Here is a 17336-nt window from a genome sequence, read left to right on the forward strand (position 1 = left end):
ACCCGGTCAGAGTCTGCACTGGTACTGGGCCCCGAGGACCAGGCCGAGATCGAAGGCCCGCTGGTTCATGGCAAGGAAGTCGGGCGGGATGCGCTCCTTGAGGATCGCGAGCACCGACTCCGGACGCACGATATCGGTGATCCCGATCAAGGCCCCCAGCATGGTGATGTTGTAGACGATGGGTTTGCCGATCCGTTCCATGACCGTGTCGTACAGCGGCAGCCCGATATGTTTGGCGTCGGTCTTCTTGGCCGTCGTCACCGAGCGGGAATCGGTCAGCAGCAGGCCGCCCGGACGGATGACGGCGGCGTACTGGTTGTACGCCTCCTGGGTGAGGCAGACGAGGATATTGGGACTGGTGACCCCGGGGAAGTTAATCTCCTCCTCGGAGATGATGATATCGGTCCGGGTGGCCCCGCCGCGGGCGGCGGCGCCGTAGCTCTGGGACTGGGTGGCGTTCAGCCCTTCGATGATGACGGCCGCCTCGGCCAGGATGATGGCGGCGGTGATGACACCCTGGCCGCCGGAACCGGAGAATACAAGTCGCACGCGTTTCATGATGCTTTCCTCTTCGTTGCCCGCTCGATAATCTTGCCGTACTCCTCGCAGTATTCCGGTTTCTCGATATCGACGAAGATGCCCCTGGGGATCAGCCCCGGATTCTCGTCGAGGGCCTTGGAGCCGATTCTGGCGGTGGTGTCGCGCTGGATCTCCAGCATGGCGGCGGCGTCCCCCTCCTTGTTCTTGCGACCGTAATGGGTCGGACACTGGGACAGGATCTCGACGACTGAAAATCCCTTGTGGAGGATGGCCTGCTTGAGGTAACCGGTGGCCTCCTGGCAGTGATAGGCGGTGCTCCTGGCGACAAAGGTCGCGCCGGCCGCCTTCGCCAGTTCGACGACATCGAACTCGTTGTCGATCGTCATGTACGGGGCCGTGGTCGCCTTCTTGCCCGGTCCGGACAGCGGCGAGAACTGGCCGCCGGTCATCCCGTAAATCCGGTTGTTCATGACGATCGCGGTGATGTCGATATTGCGTCGGGCCGCATGGATGAAGTGGTTGCCGCCGATCGCCAGGGCGTCGCCGTCGCCCATCGGGACGATGACGGTCAGCTCCGGTTTGGACAGCTTCACCCCGGTGGCGAAGGCCAGCGCCCGGCCATGCAGGGTATGGAGCGAATGAAAATCGACGTAGCCGGAGATCCGCGCCGAACAGCCGATGCCGGAGGTCATGACGATATTCGATTTGCTCAGCCCCAGATCCTCGATCGCCCGCAGCAGCGAGTTCAAAATCGTCCCGTGGCCGCAGCCCGGACACCACATGTGGGGAAAGAATCTTTCCCGTAAATAGTCCTTGATAGCCATTGTCACACCCCTTTTCCCTGGATGACCCGAAGAAGTCCCTTGATGTCGGACGGTGTTATCAGTTTGCCGTCGATGCGGTTGGCGAGGAACACCCGGTTCGGGTGGTCGACCGCCGCCTTGACCTGGGTCAGGACCTGGCCCATGTTCATCTCGACCACGACGACGGCCTTGGCGTCGGCGCATCGGGCCCGCACCAGCTCCGCCGGGAACGGCCAGATCGACTGCAGTTCGAGGACGCCGAGCCGCTCGCCCTTCTGCCGCCGGTTCTTCGCCAGATGGATCGCCGAGCGGGCCGACGAACCGTAGGAGACGAGGATATACTCGGCATCGTCGAGGTAGTGCTCCTTGTAACGGGTGATGACGTCGACGTTGGTGTCGATCTTGTCGACCAGATGGCGGAGCAGTTCCTGGACCACGCTCGGGTTGTTGGAGGGGAAGCCCCACATGTCGTGGAACAGGCCGGTGACGTTGTAGCGGTGGTGGCCGCCGAAATCCGACATCGGCAGGCGGCCGTCTTCCCGCGGCAGGTAGGGATGGTAATCGACGTCCTTGGGCACCGAGGTCCGCAGCCGGTCGACGATCGGCAGCGCCCCCGGCTCCGGCACGACCAGGCGCTCGCGCATGTGGCCGATGACCTCGTCGAACAGCAGGACGACCGGGGTGCGGTAGGTCTCGGCCAGGTTGAAGGCATCGACGGTGATCCGGAAGACGTCCTGGTGGTTGGAGGCGGTCAGGGCGATGATGCCGTGATCGCCGTGCGTCCCCCACCGGGCCTGGTTGATGTCGCCCTGGCTGACGTGGGTCGGGTTGCCGGTCGACGGGCCGCCGCGCTGGACGTCGACGATGACGCAGGGGATCTCCGCCATGCAGGCATAGCCGATCGCCTCCTGCTTCAGCGAGAAACCGGGGCCGCTGGTCGCCGTCATGACCTTGTGGCCGGTCAGCGAGGCGCCGATGATCGCGCACATCGAGGCGATCTCGTCCTCCATCTGGATGAACTTGCCGCCCTTTTCCGGCAGTTTCGCCGCCAGCAGTTCGGCAATCTCGGTCGACGGGGTGATCGGGTAGCCGGCGAAGAAGTCGACCCCGGCATAGAGCGCCCCCTGGACACAGGCCTCGTTCCCTTGGACAAACATCAGTTTTTCACTCATCGTTTTCATCCTCAACAACTATTTCGATTGCCAGATCGGGGCAGCGCAATTCGCACAGCCGGCAGCAGATACAATCCTCGGGCCGCACCGCCACCGCCTTTTCCATGGTGTCCAGTTCCAACACCTTTTTGGGGCAGAACCGCACGCAGATGCCGCAGCCCTTGCACCATTCACGATTGATCAGGTGTTCCTTCAGTTTTTTTCTCGCCATAATCCTTTCCTTGTCCCCGTGGACGGGAAAATTGAGGTTCGTACGGGCCATCAGCGCCAGCAGCTCGTCGCTGATCTGGTCGGGTGACTTGCCGCTTGTCTTGATCTTCACGAACCGCTGGTAGCCCCGCTTTCGCTCCTCCAGCAGGTCGACGATCTGCTTGCCCGGGTCGGCGACCTCCAGCAACGGCCGGCAATGGGCCGTGTCCCGGGAGATTCGCGCCAGAATTTCCTGCGGGGTGGCGACCAGGCAGAAGACCCGGCCGCTGCGGCTCAAGGCCTTGACATTGTCGGGATCGAGCATGAACCGGCCGCCGGTCGAGATCACCAGTCCCTGCCGCTGTCCCAGTTCCTGCGCCAGCTCCGCTTCCAGCCGGCGAAAGGCCGGTTCCCCCAGCTCGCTGAATATCTGCGGGATGGTCCGCCCCTGGCGCTGTTCGATCAGGCTGTCGGTGTCGACGAACTCGCGCTCCAGCCGGGCCGCCAGGATCTTCCCGACGGTCGTCTTGCCGGTGCCCATGAACCCGGTCAGGATGATATTTTCGCTGTTGTTGTGTCGAGTATCCATACCCAACCGGAGTGTGGAATTTCAGGCCGCCCGGGCGGCGTTTGTCGGCGGCGGCGAGGCGTCATGCACCCTGGCGGTTGCCGAACAGTACGGCCATCCCGCTTCGCAATTGTGCGATCGGGATCTGACCGGGAGCGGAGGCCGCCGTGCCGACCGCGAAGGTGATGTCCGAACCGAACAGGCCGCCCGCCACCCGGCTGACGGCGCCCTGCTCCCCCATCGATATCGTCACCAGCGGGCTGTCGATGACGCTGTTTCTCGCCCTGTCGGTCGCGCTCAGCAGGACCAGGACATCGCGGTATTCCCTCGGCATCACCGCCAGCTTCGGAATATCGGCGCCGGCCTGCCAGGCGGCCAGCAGCGTGTTGTAGATGAACGTTTCGTCCGGCGTTTCCTTGAAGTTGTGGTAGGAGAGAATCAGGGCGACGCGGTTCGCCCGGGTATGTTGCCTGACGGCGTCGATGAACTCCCGACCGTTGCCCAGCTCGATATCGACGAGATCGACGGCGCCGGATGCGATCGCCGCGACGATGATCTCCAGCCGTTTCGCCGGCGCCAGGGTCCGCATTCCGCCCTCCCGGTCAATCCGGCAGGTGAAGATCAGCGGCATCTCGCCGATGGTGCGGCGCAGTTCGTCCAGGGCCGACAGGCAGGCGGCGACATCCTCGACCGCGCCGAAACCGTCGGCCCGCCATTCCACCAGATCCGGCTGCAAGGCCGCCAGTCCCTGGGCCTGAGCGATCAGCTCGGCCCGGGTTGCCGCCACCAGGGGGAGACAGATCAGCGGCAGTGGCCCGCCGATGACGACGTTGCGAATCCGAATCTGTTTTCGGCTCTGTTGTCTCATGCTCTCCACACCGTTGCCGGTCTGCTCTGAGGCCGACTGCTCCCGGGCCCTCTCCGTCAACCGCCGGCTGGACCGGGAGGTTGTGCGGTTCTCAGCGGCGCTCCGAGGACTCCGCAAAAGGTCGGTCAATTCTCTAAAGGCGATTCGCTCAGACCGATCGCATCGGTGAAGATCGCGTCATCGGTCAGGGCCTGTGCCAGGTTCGCTCCGGACAGGTCGGCGCCGGTCAGATCCGCCCGGTACAGATCGGTGGCCTGCATGCTGGCCTGGTTGAGTCTGGCGCGGCGCAGTCTGGCCCCCTTGAGATTGGCGCCATCGAGATTGGCCCCGGCAAGGTTGCAGTCGGACAGATCGGCCCCCTCGAGATCGGCCTTTCCAAGGCGCATATCGGAAAGATCAAGTCCCGACAGGTCGCACTCGAAACACCGTTTTGTTTTCAGTAAGCGGGCAAGCCGATCCAGTTTTTCCTTGTCGGCCGGGATCGTCACTGTGTCCGCGGCCGCCGCCGGTTGCCCGGCCACCTCTTCCCCCGCGACCGCGATGTCCCCGGCAGGAGCTTCCTCCGTCAGGACAACCTGATCGATCGGGGCGACGACCTTTCCCTGTTGCTCTGCGACGACCGGCTCCTCCTGGCGTGGCGCCACAGGGGCGGCAACGGTCTCCGGTTGCGGCGCCGGGGCATCGATCTCAATTGCCGCCATCGGCGAGGCGATCTTCACCGGCGGGGCCTTGGCGGCGGGAACCGGAACGACCGCATCATCGCCCCCGGCCGTTGCCTCGGCGACTGTCCCGGTTGCAGCGGCGACTTCCTGCCCCTGGACGTTTTCTTCTTCCCCGACCGGTGTCATCGGTGCGGCCCCGGTCGCGGCCGTCGCGCTCTCGGCGAAGCCCCGGTGACTCGGTTCCACCGCTTCCTGGGCCGACGGCGCTGCGACTGGTGCAGCTTTCGGGGCCGGGACAGGCTCAGCCTTCGGTTCTGCAACTGCCGGCGGAGCGGCAGCTGCGGCAGGAGATGCCGGTTTACCGGCTGCAGCCGCTTCCGCCGCAGGCCCGATCGAATCGCCTCCACCCTGGCCCAGGGCCGCGGCTATCGCCGGGTCGAAGGCCGCTCCCGCATAGTAGGCGCCGCTCAGGGCCGCAATCTCGACGTCCGCCCCCCTGAGGTCGGCATTGGCGAGATCGGCGCCGCCGAACTTCGCCCCTCGCAGTTTGGCATTCTGCAGGTTGGCCCCGGCAAGATTGGCGAGGAGAAATCTGGTGTCGGTCAGGTCGGCGCCCTGGAGGTCGGCCCCGGCAAGTTCGGCCCGGTTGAGGTTCGCCCCGGAAAGATTGCAGGAGGGACAGCTTCTCGTTTTGAGGAGCTGGCTCCGGTTCTCCTCCACCGTCCCCGCAGTCGTCGGAACAGAAGCGCCGAAGACGATCACGCCCGCCAGCAGGGCACATACGAAACTGTTGTTGTTCATCTCTACTCCTTGCTCTGGGTTGTCTCCGAACGACGAAGGGAGCAGGTCCTGTCTTCGCCGACCGTCGACGATCTCGACGACAACGTGCGCACATCTCCATGGCACCGTGCGGGAAGATGATACCGCATCTCTCACCGATTTTCCATCACTCCGGCCGGGGTCTTCCGGAGCGCTGCCGCCCCTTCCATTCCCACGGGGCGACAGGGGAGTCGTCCCGCCACAGGCCGATCCGCCTCACCCTCGCCTCCTGCTCGAGATCGTTCCAGGTCTGGCAGACCTCTTCATCGCAATAGCGGTCATAGACCCAGGCCGCCCCCCGCCTGACCAGTTCTTCGTTCAGCAGCATCCCGTCAACCCAGACCAGGGCGACGACCCGGTTGTATTTGTCGAGGTATTTCGGCTGCAGGACGATCTTTTTGCCCGCAACGATCCGCCGGCATTGGGATCTGGCCTCAGCCGCATACCTCTGGCCATGTTCGGGGGTATCGATTCCCCACAACCTGATCTGAAAAGACCGGTTGTGCTGACGCACCTTGAGCGAATCGCCGTCGACGACCCGGGAGATCACCGCAGATTCCTCGCCGCAGGCATCGCCGCCGCCCAGGACCACTAAGACCACGCCAACGAGGGCGAGAATCCGCCTCGTCGCCTGTATCCGGATCATCGGCATCGACCGGGCCCTATTTCTTCACCCCTTCATTCTTCAGCGCCGCCAGGGCGGCAAGATCGATGCCCTTCATCGCCTCCTTCAGCACCTCGATATCGACGGCCGGCCCACTGATCTTGACGATGAACCGCTCGCCGGCGACCGTTCCGTACTCGCCGCTGCCGCTGCCGCTGTCCCACTGTTCATGAAAAAAATTCTTGCCCTGGCGATAGGTCTTCTCAAAGCCGGTATCGGTCGTTTTCTCCTGCTCGACCCCGAACCAGCCGGCGAAGGCCATCACGCCCCTGGCAAGGCCCATGTCGGTGATCTCGAGGTCGAGGGTGTTGCCGCTGCCGTTCTCGTACGAAGCCGTCGCCGTCGAGATCTGAAACCCCATGGCGGCGGTGCGTTCGGCCGATATCGAGGACCGGGTGTAGCCGGACAGCATTTCCGGCAGGAAGGCCCTGATCCGCTCGGGGGCCAGGGTCTCAATCTGACCGTCGTTGCCGAGGGCGGTCGCCATCATCTTGCCCATCGCCTCGCTCTGCTGCCGGGCATCACCTGATTGCTGGGCCTGCTCCACTTCCCTGGTCGCTGACTCCATCTTTCTGGTCCACTCCTCCACCCTGCCGCCGGGGCTGTCCTTGTCGAAACTGCCCTGGCCCGGTCCGTTCATCTGTCCGCCCGGCATCATCCCCATGCCGCCGAACAGGCCGCCGACCACGACCGAGACCATGAAGCTGATGACCATTGCGGCGACCATCGTCACCGCGGTATATCCCATCGCCTTGTGCGACGGGCACTTCATCAGCACCGGCAGGCCGAGATAGAGGAGGTAGATACTGTAGATCGACCCGGCCAGGGCGATCAGCATGCCGATCCAGGGCAGGATCTGCGCGGCCCCGGCCACCCAGGCAGCGGTATAGGAGTAGGCGACGACCTTCAGGGCCTGCAGGTCGTTTTTCTCGCCACCGAAGGTCGGGGCCAGAAAGTTGACGACCATGCCGACCAGATAGATCGCGGCCAGGCTCAGGCCATAGCTGAACAGCATATTGCCGACACCGGCGCCGAAACCCATCCGGTAGGTGCCCATCATCGGCACCCCGACCCCGAAAACGCTCAGCTTCAGAAAGGCGGCGACCGGGCTGATCGCCGCCAGCAGGAGGATATAGCCGATGTAGAGTTCCCTGACGGTCGTCGGTTCACCGGCGATCACCGGCCATGTCGCTTTCGGGTTTTTAAGAATGGCCTGCACCCGCGTCATGATCCTGTTGAAATCCATGGTCCACTCCTTGTCGTTGCAATGTCGCATCTCCGCCTGTATGGCCCTGCCCCGAACTCCGTCACTTCCCCTCACCGCAGAGGAGAAGTCTCTACCAAAATAGAAGTGTAATAATTCTCCGTACTCCCGTGATTCTGCCTTTTTGTATCAGGCAATGCGGAAAACTGCAAGGATGTTGCGGTATGTCCCAGGGATAGGCAGAGTCGGGACCGGCCGCCGATCCCCGGGCCTCGGGTAGCGGATCAGATCGGCGGCGCAATCGTCACGACCAGGCGCATGTCGCTTGCCGCCCGGACGCCATGCGGCTCCCTGATCTCGGAGATCAGGATATCGCCGGTCTTGGCGGCGATCTCGGTCCCTTCCGCCCCGAGAAAGAACCCGTCGCCCTGAAGCACCTGGATCGAGAGCTGGCCGTCGAGATCGTGGGAATGAACCGGGAAGGTCGCGCCGGCGGCGAGGTTGAAGTTGATGATCTTGAAAAAGGGCGAATCCTCGACGAGGAAGAAGCGTTTCATCCCGCCCTCGGTAAACTCACGTGTTTTGTCCAATTCGATAACCTTCATGCCGTTTCTCCTCTGTTTGATGTCTGTCTGCCGGCGGCGGCGCCTGCTCATCGGATCGCTCCAACCGCCCTTGATATCTCCACTATAGACATGATCGCCGGTGGAATCCTTGATCTTTGTCAAATGTCCGGGATTTTTTCGTCATCGCCCGCCCCAATGCACCGCCCGGCCATCGATGCGGCGCCGGCAGAAAGAACAATTTCTCGCAAAAATGATCGAATTGCCGTAATACAGAACAGTTCACGGGGATGGCCGACCCGGTTATCCCCGACGAGAGGCGTCTCTGTCAGCCGAGACGAATTGGCCTTCTTCCCCGCGGCAGAGACGCCGGTCCTTCCAGCCATCCACCCGGAATCCACGACATGGCAAAAAACGACAGCAACGACACAGCGCCTTCGGGACCGGCGGTATCCGAAGAAAATCTGCTCAAGCTCAGCAAGGAGGTCGCGGTGAAGTTCATCGAGGTCGGCCGGATAACCCCGGCCTCCTTTCCTGAGGACTTCAAGCGCATCCACGCCGCCATCAGGGCGGGCATCGAAAAGGACAAGGCATGATCGACCCAGAGCTCAACCACGCCCCGGACCATATCGGCCACATCCACCTCATGGGGATCTGCGGCACGGCGATGGCGGCGCTGGCCGGCATGCTGCTGCAGTCGGGATATCGCATCACCGGCAGCGACCGCGAGGTGTATCCGCCGATGTCCGATTTCCTGGCCCGGCTGGGGATCGAGGCCTGCAGCGGCTACCGGGCGGAGAATCTCACCCCTCGCCCCGACCTGGTGGTCGTCGGCAACGTCATCACGAAGGTCAACCCGGAGGCGGAGGCCCTGGCGAAGGCGGGGATTCCCTACCTGTCGCTGCCCCAGGCCCTGGCCCACTTCTTTATCGGCAGCCGGACCTCGCTGGTGGTGGCGGGAACCCACGGCAAGACCACGACCGCGTCGCTGCTCGCCTCGTCGCTGTTCCGAGCCGGGCTCGACCCGACCTTCATGATCGGCGGCATCGTCCGCGAATTCGATGGCAATTTCCGCCTCGGTCACGGCCCGTACTTCGTCGCCGAGGGCGACGAGTACGATACCGCCTTCTTCGACAAGGGCTCGAAATTCCTCCACTATCAACCGAAAATCGCGATCCTCACCTCGATCGAGTTCGACCATGCCGACATCTTTGCCGATCTTCAGGCGATCAAGGCGACATTCCGCCGCTTCGTCCGCCTGATCCCGGCCGACGGCCTGCTCGTCGCCTGCCTCGACGACCCCAACGTCGCCGCGATCGCCGCCGAGGCCCGCTGTCCGGTCGAAGGCTACGGTCTTGACCGCAGCCTTCCCTGGTCACTCGCCGATGTCCGGGTCGAGGAGGGGCTGACCCGCTTTGCCGCCTATCGCCACGACCGCCGATGGGCCGAGCTGACCGTGCGTCTGCCCGGCCGCCACAACTGCCTCAACGGGCTGGCGGTCGCTGCGGTACTGCACCATCTCGGCCTCGATCAGGCCGCCATCGAGGCCGGACTTGCGACCTTCGGCGGGGTCAAGCGCCGCCAGGAGGTGCGGGGGGTCGAGGCCGGGGTCACCGTCATCGATGATTTCGCCCATCACCCGACGGCGGTGCGCGAAACACTTGCGGCCTTGCAGGCGGCCTACAGCGGCCGGAGGCTGGTGGCGGTCTTCGAACCGCGGACCAACTCGTCGCGGCGGGCGATCTTCCAGCAGGACTATGTCAGGGCCTTCGACGCCGCTGATGCCGTCCTGCTGCGGGAACCGCTGCCGCTGGCCAACGTCGCGCCCGGGGATCTGTTCTCTTCAGCCCAGCTGGCCGCAGATCTGCGCCGCAACGGCCGGCAGGAGGCCAGAGCCTTTGCGGACACCGACTCCCTGCTCGCTCACCTCGGAGCTGTTCTGGTGGCCGGCGATGTCGTCGCGGTCCTGTCAAACGGCGGCTTCGACAATATCCATGTCAGGCTGTTGGAACTCCTGCGGCAGAGAAACCACCCGGTATGAACACGACAGGGAAAACGCCGTTGGGGGCGGGAGTTGGAGGAATGCAGGTGGGAAGAAGACGGGTTGACGCCGGGTGCGCCTAGCCGAGCAACGGCTCAATCCGGCTCCGCAGGTTGGCGACGAGGGCCTTGTAATCGACACTGCGGTCCCCGCCTTTGCCCATTTTCTCGATGGCGAAGGCCAGTTCGGCATAATCGGCAAGACCGAGATTGAGAAGGGCCCCCTTGATCGTATGACCGGCCTTGCCGATGGTCTGCGGATCGCCGGACGCGAGGCTCCGCTCCAGATTGGCCATGTGAACCGACAGTGTGGCGATGAAATTCGGCATCATTGCCGTCACCTGATCGGGTGTGAGCTGGAACTGCTCGCAGAGAAAGACCCGGATCCGGATGGTGAGCTGCTGCGCGGTCATGGGTTGATTCTCTCTATTCTCAGAAGCTGGAGCCATAGACCGGTTCACCAATCAACTGCATAGAGCGGAGATGCGACAGCAGCCTTTCACTGTCGATCGGCTTGGTCAGACAGGCGTCGTACTCTCGATGAAGGAACGCCTTCATAATTTCCCCCCGGAAAGTCAACGTGCTGCAGAAAACCATATCACAAGTCATCGTCAGGAACAAGCTTCTCAAAGAGAATGACAGCGTCGTTGTCGGCGTCTCCGGCGGCCCCGATTCGACCGCGCTCCTGCTCCTCCTCGCCGAAACCGACCTCAACCTGCAGTGCATCGCCGCCTACATCGATCATGGCCTGCGTCCCGGCGAAACCGGGGCGGAACAGGACACGGTCGCCCAGCTCGCAGCGACGACCGGGACCAGATTCTGCAGCCGTGCCGTCCCGGCCCGCGACTACGCCGCGGCCCTCGGCCTCTCCCTCGAAGAGGCGGCCCGCATCCTCCGTTACCAGGCCCTCGAGGCCATCCGCCTGGAGTACGATGCCGCCGCCATCGCCGTCGCCCACACCGCCGACGATCAGGTCGAGGAATTCCTGCTGCGGCTGGTGCGCGGCAGCGGCAGAAAAGGCCTGGCCGGCATGGACTACCGCCACGGTCGGGTCATCCGCCCCCTGCTGAACCTGAACAAGCAGACCCTGCTGCATTTCCTCGCCGCCAGGAACATCCCCTATTGCGTCGATTCGTCGAATCTGGATCGGCGTTTCCTCCGCAACCGGGTGCGTCTCGACCTCCTGCCGCTCCTCGAGGATCAGTTCAATCCCTCGATCCGACGAACGATCCTCCAGACCATGGAGATCCTGGGCCGCGAAGAGGAACTGCTCGCCGACTTGACGAAGCAGGCCCTGCCGCTGATTGAAGAAAAGGGCCCCGATCGTCTGGCGGTCCCGCTCCCTCCCCTCGACGCCATCCATCCGGCGATCAGGCGGCGGATCATCGAGCGCTGCTGCTGGACCCTCGGCGCCAGGCCGACCTTCCGCCAGATCGACCGGATCCTGGCACTGACCGACGGCGACGGGCCCGGCCGCGAGGTTCACCTGGGCGGGGGACTGCGAATGAGGAGAACTGCGGACAGCCTCGAATTCCGCTACCCCTTGGGCAGAACGGCCTTTCGCGGCAGCGGCAGGGCCGCGATCGCCATCGACACACCGATCCCGGCCCCCGGGGTCTACCCGATCGCCGCAATCGGCGCCGTGCTGGAACTGCGTCTGGAGGAGGTCCCGGTCGAGCCGGCCGGCCGACTCTGCGTCGACGCCGCCCGGATCTCCTTCCCCCTCCGCCTGCGCTCGGTCGTTGCCGGACAGCGTTTCCGCCCCCCCGGCCGCGGCGGCAGCCGCAAGGTCAACCGATTTCTCAGTGATCACGGTATCTCATCAGAAATGCGTGATTGTTATCCGGTGCTGATGATGCAGGAGCAGATCGTTGCCCTGCCGGGGCTGGAGATCGACGAGTCTTTCCGCCTGACCGCCGCCAGCCGGACCGCCCTGGTCATACGCTGGCGACCTGCGGAGACGGGAGAGAGGGGCGGTCGTTAGTTCCTGCGGCCGGCCCTCAGGCCTTCTTCCGCAGGATGCGTTTGTCGCCGATCCGGATCGTCAGCTTGATGCGGTCGAGGTATTCGAGGATCGGGATGGAGAACTTCCTGGTCAGGCCGGTGAGGTTCTTGAAGCCGGGGGCGTCGATCTCTCCCTCCTTTTTGATGAAGGCCTCGACCGAGGACATCAGCTGCTCGATCGTCTGCCTGGAGTAGTACAGCGATTCGCTGATCTTCACCAGCTTGCCTTCCCGGAGCTGGAGATCGATGACCTCCTTGACCTGGTTCTCGGGATAGACGGCGAACCGCTCCATGGTCTCCTTGAAGGTCGGGGTGAACAGGCCCTTGTCATGGTACCACTGGATGATCTCCCGCTGCAGCTTTTCCTCATCGGCCTTCAGGGCGACCTGATGGGTGGCCAGCCGCACCAGCGATTCCTCCTGAACCACGATCTCCTTGCGCAGCAGATCGCCGAGGCAGAAACTGTAGACCTTCTGATCGACCTTGCGGCCGAGCCCGGAACGCAGTTCCTCCTTCGACAGCCCGAGTTGCAGCGGGTTGTCACGATGATAGGCGGTGAGGTTGTCGACCAGGGTCTGGCGGATGGCATCGGCGATATCGGCGGCGAGATAGCGCTGAGTCGTCGAATCGACAACGACGATCTTGCGGGTTGACAGCGGCGGATCGATGATCTTTCTGAGGTGCTTGCCGAACAGACCGAAGCGGATCGCCAGGTCGTCGAAGGTCAGCCCCCGGGCCCCGCTCTCCCGCAGATACAGCAGGGCCTTGTCCTCGGGACTGCCATCGCGGAGGATCGCAAAGACCTCACGGTTGTACTGCCGGTCCGCCTCACCGAGCCGCTTGCGTTTGCGCGGCGAAACATTGCCGAGGATCGCCCCGCCGCCGATCGTCGTCACCGGCGAATAGCTGCGGATGACATAACGGTCGCCCGGCCACACCGCCACCGGCTGTTCGAGCAGGATTTGAACCCCCGTTTCCGCCCCGGGCTCGAGTTCGTCGCGATCAAGCAGCGACACCCGGCCGATGATCTCGGCGGTGCCGGCATGGAACCGGATCCGGGTGCGGTGCTTGAGGTTTTTGGCATTCGAGCCGAGGTAGAGCAAGCCGCAATCGAGCATGTAATTGGGCTGCAGCGAACCGGGAGGAGCGAGCACCATCCCCCGCTCGACCTGGGCGATATCGACCCCCTGCATGTTGATGGCGGTGCGGTGGCCGGCCTCGACCTCCTCGACCGCCTGGGAGTGGACCTGGATGCCGCGCACCTTGGCGACCAGCTCACTTGGATAGAACCGCAACTCCTCGCCCAGGGAAGTCCGCCCGGAAATCGAGGTGCCGGTGACGACCGCGCCGAAGCCCTTCATCGCGAAGATCCGGTCCACCGGCAGGCGGAAAGGACCGAAGACCTCCTGGAAATGATGCTGGCGGACAAAACCGTCGATGATCTCGATGACCTTGTCGATCCCCTCGCCGGTGATCGACGAGACGAAGACCAGCGGCGCATCCTCGAGAAAGCTGCCGACGCAGAACTGGCGGATCTCGTCCTCGACCATCTCCAGCCAATCCTCTTCCACCAGATCCTTCTTGGTGACGATGATCATCCCCTGCTTGACCCCGAGCAGCCGGCAGATCTCGAAATGCTCCTTCGTCTGGGGCATGATCCCCTCGTCGGCGGCGATGATGAAGGCGAGCAGATCCATGCCGGTGACCCCGGCCACCATGTTCTTGACAAACCGCTCATGGCCGGGGACATCGACGATGCCGATCCGGTGACCGCAGGGCAGGTCGAGGAAGGCGAAACCTAGTTCGATGGTGATCCCCCGCTTCTTCTCCTCTTTCAGACGGTCGGTTTCAATGCCTGTCAAGGCTCTGACGAGGCTGGTCTTGCCATGATCGACATGGCCGGCGGTGCCGAGGACGATTTCACGCATAATAGGCTGATGGGGGAAAAATCATGGGATCAGAGAAAGGGGTTGGTCTGCAGCTCTTCGGCGAGGGTCGAGCGGCTGCCGCCGTAGCCGTGGCCGGGCCAGACGATTGTGTCGCCCGGCAATGTCATCAGCCGGTCCTTGATCGAGTTCATCAGCTGCTGGTGCGAACCGCCGGGAAAATCGGTGCGGCCGATGCCGCCGACAAAGAGGGTATCGCCGGTCAGCAGGTCCTGACCGCACAGCAGGCAGATCCCGCCCGGAGTATGACCGGGGGTGTGGATGACCTGCAGCTGCTCGTTGCCCAGCTCTATGATGTCCCCGTCTTCGACCAGACGGTCGGGGAGAGGAGAAGGCTCGAGTCCCAGCATCGAAAAATAGTTTTGGGTGTCCGGTTGCCAGAAAAATGCCGCGTCGGCGCGGTGCATTATGATCTCGGCGCCGGTCGCCTCCTTGATCCTGCGGATGCCGCAGACATGGTCAGGATGTCCATGGGTGGCGATGATGTACCGGACATCGAGCCCTGCCCTTTTGACCTCTGCGAGAATCCGCTCCTCGTCGCCGCCGGGATCGACGATCGCGGCCTGGCGGGTTTGCGGACAACTGACAATGTAGCAGCACACCGCCATCGTCCCTACCGACATCTGTCTGATTTCCATCCCTGCTCAACCTCTTTGATCTGTAAGGTAAGGCAGGGGAAGAGGCGGCGCCCTCCCCCTGCCATGATAAACCCGCCTCCGGGAAGGAGGCGGCCGATCTCAGTTGGAACCACCGCAGCCGCAGCCACATCCCCCAGCAATATTCAGGGAGACCGGGGTCTTGACCGGCGGCAGCCGGTTCTCGATGGCCTGCAGCACCCCGGCAAAGGCCTTGGTCGCCGGACTTTCCTCGCTCGATGACAGGTAGGGCGTGCCGTCATCACCGGCAACGACGATCCGTGGGTCCATCGGGATGCGGCCGAGGAACGGCAGATCGAACTCCCGCGCCACCTCTTCGCCGCCGCCGGTCTTGAAGATATCGACCGTCTGGTTGCAGTGCGGACAGACAAAACCGGACATGTTCTCGATGACGCCGGTGATCTCGACATTGACCGTTTTGCAGAAATTGATCGATTTGCGGACATCGGCCAGCGCCACCTTCTGCGGCGTGGTAACCACGATGGCCTTGACATTGGGGATGGTCTGGGCGACCGACAACGGCTCGTCGCCGGTACCGGGAGGGGCATCGATGATCAGGTAGTCGAGTTCACCCCAGTCCATGTCGGCGACAAACTGACGGATCGCCTGGATCTTCAGCGGACCCCGCCAGATGATGGCCTGATCGCGGTCTTTGAGCATGTACTCGAGCGACACGACCTTCAGATTGTCGTTATAGTACAGCGGCGGGACCAGGCCGCCCGCTGTCGCCGACGGTTCGAGGGAGCCCTTCATGTTCAGCATGCGGACGACGTCCGGACCGTGTATATCGACATCCATCAGACCGACCATGTACCCCCTCTGGGCCAGGCCCAGAGCGAGGCTGACGGAGACGGTCGACTTGCCGACGCCGCCCTTACCGCTCATAACGAGGATTTTATTCTTAATCTTTCCCAGTGATCGGGTTATCGCGTTTTCCTGCTGGGCCAGAGCCGCATCCTGCGCCTCCCTGGTGGTACCGCAATTGCTCGTCTTGGCGCTTGAGCAGGAACTTCCACAAGAATCTGCCATCGTACTTCCTCCTGTTTCGACAAAAAACAAAATGCCCTGAAGGGCACAAAGATAGTGGCTGTTTCCCGGTATCACCGACCTTCCGGGCAACTCCAGACACAGTAATGCCGATGTCGGGAAATGCAAACCATTTCCATTCGGGCAGGCGGCAATCGTCGCGGTTCAGCCGAAAAACCACGGCATGCCGGACCGTCGCCACTATCCTCTTTTTGTTGATTTCTTCCGAGCCAATTCGTACTATGATAAATTCGCACGGCGACCGATGCTGCTTTGCGCCTGCCATCCTCACTATTCCATTCTGCTTAAGGATATCCCATGCTGGGCTGGTTCAAGAAAAAGTTCTCGAAGAAGGGTGAGACTCCCGCAGCGACACCGGATACACAGCTCCCTGCCGCAGCGCCGGAGGCAACATCCCCGGATCCTGCGGTGACGGTCGTTGAGGAGGCCGTCACGACGGTCGAAGCGGCGGTCGAAGCGACGGTCGAAGCAACGGTCGAAGCGGAGACGGCGGCCGCCACAGCGCCCGAGATCCCCGTCGCCACCGAACCGGTGGCAGAATCGCCAGCAGAACCGGTGCCGGAGGCGGCAACTGCGGTCGAACCCAGAGCCGACACCGAAGAAGAGGAGGAGCCGGAGGCGGAAGAGGCGGGAGCGGCCAGATCCCGGCCCTCGTTTCTGCGACGACTCGCCGAGAAGCTGTCGAAGACCCGCGAGGCCTTCACGTACCAGCTCGACCGCCTGTTCCTCGGCAGGAAGGAAATCGATGCCGAACTGTTCGACGATCTCGAGGAACTGCTGATCACCGCCGATCTCGGCGTCACCACCACCAGGGAACTGCTCGACCACGCCCGGCGCAAGGTCCACCGCAAGGAACTGTCGGATCCAGAATCGCTCAAACTCGCCCTCAAGGACAAGATCAAGTCCTTCATCATCGATTACCAGCGCGACGCCGAGCTGGTGATGCCGGAAAGCGGCCCCTTCGTCATCATGGTGGTCGGCGTCAACGGCGTCGGCAAGACCACCACCATCGGCAAGATCGCCCACAAGTTCGTCAAGGCCGGCCGCTCGGTGATGCTCGTCGCCGGCGACACCTTCCGCGCCGCCGCCGTCTCCCAGCTGCAGATCTGGGGCGAACGCAACGGCGTCCACGTCGTCGCCCGCGCCGATCGCGCCGACCCGTCGTCGGTGGTCTATGACGCCATGGATATCGCCAAAGCGAAGAACTACGACGTCGTCCTGGTCGACACCGCCGGCCGGCTTCACACCCAGACCAATTTGATGGAGGAACTGAAGAAGATCAAACGGGTCATGGGCAAGCGTCTCGAGGGGGCGCCGCACGAGGTCATGCTGGTGATCGACGCCACCACCGGTCAGAACGGCATCTCCCAGGCCAAACTGTTCCACGAGGCGGTCGGCATCACCGGCATCACCCTGACCAAGCTCGACGGGACCGCCAAGGGCGGCATCGTCGCCAATATATGCCGGGAAATGAAGACCCCGATCAGGTTCATCGGCGTCGGCGAGAAGATGGAAGACCTGCGCGATTTCGATCCCGACGAATTCATCGAGGCCCTTTTCGAGAGCCGGCTCCCCTGAGCGATACCGGACG

The 17336-nt window shown here is 63.2% G+C and carries 18 protein-coding genes; 4 read left to right on the plus strand and 14 right to left on the minus strand.

The window, feature by feature from the left end; genetic code table 11:
• Positions 1-6: 6 nt before the first annotated feature.
• From HNQ81_RS01635 to HNQ81_RS01675, 9 genes are all read right to left on the minus strand, one after another.
• The gene (locus HNQ81_RS01635; RefSeq protein ID WP_183347613.1) at positions 7-558 is read right to left on the minus strand and encodes a 2-oxoacid:acceptor oxidoreductase family protein; all 552 of its coding nucleotides are present in this window, start codon (positions 556-558) and stop codon (positions 7-9) included.
• Positions 555-1364 (minus strand): 2-oxoacid:ferredoxin oxidoreductase subunit beta, encoded by an 810-nt coding sequence (locus HNQ81_RS01640; protein WP_183347615.1) that lies wholly within the window; start codon positions 1362-1364, stop codon positions 555-557. Before HNQ81_RS01640 ends, HNQ81_RS01635 begins: the two co-directional genes overlap by 4 nt.
• 2 nt (positions 1365-1366) lie before the next feature.
• Positions 1367-2515 carry a 2-oxoacid:acceptor oxidoreductase subunit alpha gene (locus HNQ81_RS01645; protein ID WP_183347617.1) on the minus strand — a complete coding sequence of 383 codons (1149 nt, stop codon included), beginning with the start codon at positions 2513-2515 and terminating at the stop codon, positions 1367-1369.
• Positions 2508-3293: a shikimate kinase gene (locus HNQ81_RS17740; protein WP_183347619.1), complete on the minus strand. Its 786-nt coding sequence runs from the start codon at positions 3291-3293 to the stop codon at positions 2508-2510. Before HNQ81_RS17740 ends, HNQ81_RS01645 begins: the two co-directional genes overlap by 8 nt.
• Positions 3294-3354: 61 nt before the next feature.
• Entirely contained in the window at positions 3355-4140 is a 786-nt protein-coding gene (aroD, locus tag HNQ81_RS01655; RefSeq protein ID WP_183347620.1) for a type I 3-dehydroquinate dehydratase, read from the minus strand.
• Positions 4141-4265: 125 nt separating this feature from the next.
• Positions 4266-5603 carry a pentapeptide repeat-containing protein gene (locus tag HNQ81_RS01660; protein ID WP_183347622.1) on the minus strand — a complete coding sequence of 446 codons (1338 nt, stop codon included), beginning with the start codon at positions 5601-5603 and terminating at the stop codon, positions 4266-4268.
• A gap of 145 nt (positions 5604-5748) precedes the next feature.
• Complete coding sequence (locus HNQ81_RS01665) at positions 5749-6267, minus strand: thermonuclease family protein (protein WP_183347624.1); 519 nt, start codon at positions 6265-6267, stop codon at positions 5749-5751.
• A gap of 16 nt (positions 6268-6283) precedes the next feature.
• On the minus strand, positions 6284-7531 hold the full coding sequence (locus tag HNQ81_RS01670) for a Yip1 family protein (RefSeq protein WP_183347627.1): 1248 nt from the start codon (positions 7529-7531) through the stop codon (positions 6284-6286).
• Positions 7532-7773: 242 nt separating this feature from the next.
• Positions 7774-8094: a cupin domain-containing protein gene (locus HNQ81_RS01675; protein ID WP_183347629.1), complete on the minus strand. Its 321-nt coding sequence runs from the start codon at positions 8092-8094 to the stop codon at positions 7774-7776.
• Between the two features lie 362 nt (positions 8095-8456).
• Here HNQ81_RS01675 and HNQ81_RS01680 point away from each other — a divergent pair, with 362 nt between their 5' ends.
• Positions 8457-8648 (plus strand): hypothetical protein, encoded by a 192-nt coding sequence (locus HNQ81_RS01680; RefSeq protein ID WP_183347631.1) that lies wholly within the window; start codon positions 8457-8459, stop codon positions 8646-8648.
• A complete protein-coding gene (gene mpl, locus HNQ81_RS01685) occupies positions 8645-10093 on the plus strand; it encodes a UDP-N-acetylmuramate:L-alanyl-gamma-D-glutamyl-meso-diaminopimelate ligase (protein WP_183347633.1) in 1449 nt (482 codons plus the stop codon). The genes HNQ81_RS01680 and mpl overlap by 4 nt, the downstream gene beginning before the upstream one ends.
• A 79-nt stretch (positions 10094-10172) precedes the next feature.
• Here the strand turns inward: mpl and HNQ81_RS01690 are convergent, their stop codons facing one another.
• A complete protein-coding gene (locus HNQ81_RS01690) occupies positions 10173-10505 on the minus strand; it encodes an Hpt domain-containing protein (protein ID WP_183347635.1) in 333 nt (110 codons plus the stop codon).
• Positions 10506-10524: 19 nt separating this feature from the next.
• Entirely contained in the window at positions 10525-10650 is a 126-nt protein-coding gene (locus tag HNQ81_RS17745) for a hypothetical protein (protein WP_275888784.1), read from the minus strand.
• A gap of 22 nt (positions 10651-10672) precedes the next feature.
• Here HNQ81_RS17745 and tilS point away from each other — a divergent pair, with 22 nt between their 5' ends.
• On the plus strand, positions 10673-12076 hold the full coding sequence (gene tilS / locus HNQ81_RS01695; protein WP_183347643.1) for a tRNA lysidine(34) synthetase TilS: 1404 nt from the start codon (positions 10673-10675) through the stop codon (positions 12074-12076).
• Positions 12077-12092: 16 nt separating this feature from the next.
• Here the strand turns inward: tilS and selB are convergent, their stop codons facing one another.
• The 3 genes from selB to HNQ81_RS01710 all read right to left on the minus strand — a co-directional run bounded on the left by selB (position 12093) and on the right by HNQ81_RS01710 (position 15727).
• On the minus strand, positions 12093-14024 hold the full coding sequence (gene selB / locus HNQ81_RS01700) for a selenocysteine-specific translation elongation factor (RefSeq protein ID WP_183347645.1): 1932 nt from the start codon (positions 14022-14024) through the stop codon (positions 12093-12095).
• A gap of 29 nt (positions 14025-14053) precedes the next feature.
• A complete protein-coding gene (locus HNQ81_RS01705; protein WP_183347647.1) occupies positions 14054-14680 on the minus strand; it encodes an MBL fold metallo-hydrolase in 627 nt (208 codons plus the stop codon).
• Between the two features lie 99 nt (positions 14681-14779).
• Positions 14780-15727: an Mrp/NBP35 family ATP-binding protein gene (locus HNQ81_RS01710; RefSeq protein WP_183347649.1), complete on the minus strand. Its 948-nt coding sequence runs from the start codon at positions 15725-15727 to the stop codon at positions 14780-14782.
• Between the two features lie 315 nt (positions 15728-16042).
• Here HNQ81_RS01710 and ftsY point away from each other — a divergent pair, with 315 nt between their 5' ends.
• The gene (gene ftsY, locus HNQ81_RS01715; protein ID WP_183347651.1) at positions 16043-17323 is read left to right on the plus strand and encodes a signal recognition particle-docking protein FtsY; all 1281 of its coding nucleotides are present in this window, start codon (positions 16043-16045) and stop codon (positions 17321-17323) included.
• The last annotated feature ends 13 nt before the right edge of the window (positions 17324-17336 follow it).

The organism is Desulfoprunum benzoelyticum, assembly GCF_014201505.1.
GTDB classification, from domain to species: domain Bacteria; phylum Desulfobacterota; class Desulfobulbia; order Desulfobulbales; family Desulfocapsaceae; genus Desulfoprunum; species Desulfoprunum benzoelyticum.

Coding starts and splice junctions, on each gene's coding strand:
- HNQ81_RS01635 (WP_183347613.1), bottom strand. CDS start 558: ATGAAACGCGTGCGACTTGTATTCTCCGGTTCCGGCGGCCAGGGTGTC.
- HNQ81_RS01640 (WP_183347615.1), bottom strand. CDS start 1,364: ATGGCTATCAAGGACTATTTACGGGAAAGATTCTTTCCCCACATGTGG.
- HNQ81_RS01645 (WP_183347617.1), bottom strand. CDS start 2,515: ATGAGTGAAAAACTGATGTTTGTCCAAGGGAACGAGGCCTGTGTCCAG.
- HNQ81_RS17740 (WP_183347619.1), bottom strand. CDS start 3,293: ATGGATACTCGACACAACAACAGCGAAAATATCATCCTGACCGGGTTC.
- aroD (WP_183347620.1), bottom strand. CDS start 4,140: ATGAGACAACAGAGCCGAAAACAGATTCGGATTCGCAACGTCGTCATC.
- HNQ81_RS01660 (WP_183347622.1), bottom strand. CDS start 5,603: ATGAACAACAACAGTTTCGTATGTGCCCTGCTGGCGGGCGTGATCGTC.
- HNQ81_RS01665 (WP_183347624.1), bottom strand. CDS start 6,267: ATGATCCGGATACAGGCGACGAGGCGGATTCTCGCCCTCGTTGGCGTG.
- HNQ81_RS01670 (WP_183347627.1), bottom strand. CDS start 7,531: ATGGATTTCAACAGGATCATGACGCGGGTGCAGGCCATTCTTAAAAAC.
- HNQ81_RS01675 (WP_183347629.1), bottom strand. CDS start 8,094: ATGAAGGTTATCGAATTGGACAAAACACGTGAGTTTACCGAGGGCGGG.
- HNQ81_RS01680 (WP_183347631.1), top strand. CDS start 8,457: ATGGCAAAAAACGACAGCAACGACACAGCGCCTTCGGGACCGGCGGTA.
- mpl (WP_183347633.1), top strand. CDS start 8,645: ATGATCGACCCAGAGCTCAACCACGCCCCGGACCATATCGGCCACATC.
- HNQ81_RS01690 (WP_183347635.1), bottom strand. CDS start 10,505: ATGACCGCGCAGCAGCTCACCATCCGGATCCGGGTCTTTCTCTGCGAG.
- HNQ81_RS17745 (WP_275888784.1), bottom strand. CDS start 10,650: ATGAAGGCGTTCCTTCATCGAGAGTACGACGCCTGTCTGACCAAGCCG.
- selB (WP_183347645.1), bottom strand. CDS start 14,024: ATGCGTGAAATCGTCCTCGGCACCGCCGGCCATGTCGATCATGGCAAG.
- HNQ81_RS01705 (WP_183347647.1), bottom strand. CDS start 14,680: ATGGAAATCAGACAGATGTCGGTAGGGACGATGGCGGTGTGCTGCTAC.
- HNQ81_RS01710 (WP_183347649.1), bottom strand. CDS start 15,727: ATGGCAGATTCTTGTGGAAGTTCCTGCTCAAGCGCCAAGACGAGCAAT.
- ftsY (WP_183347651.1), top strand. CDS start 16,043: ATGCTGGGCTGGTTCAAGAAAAAGTTCTCGAAGAAGGGTGAGACTCCC.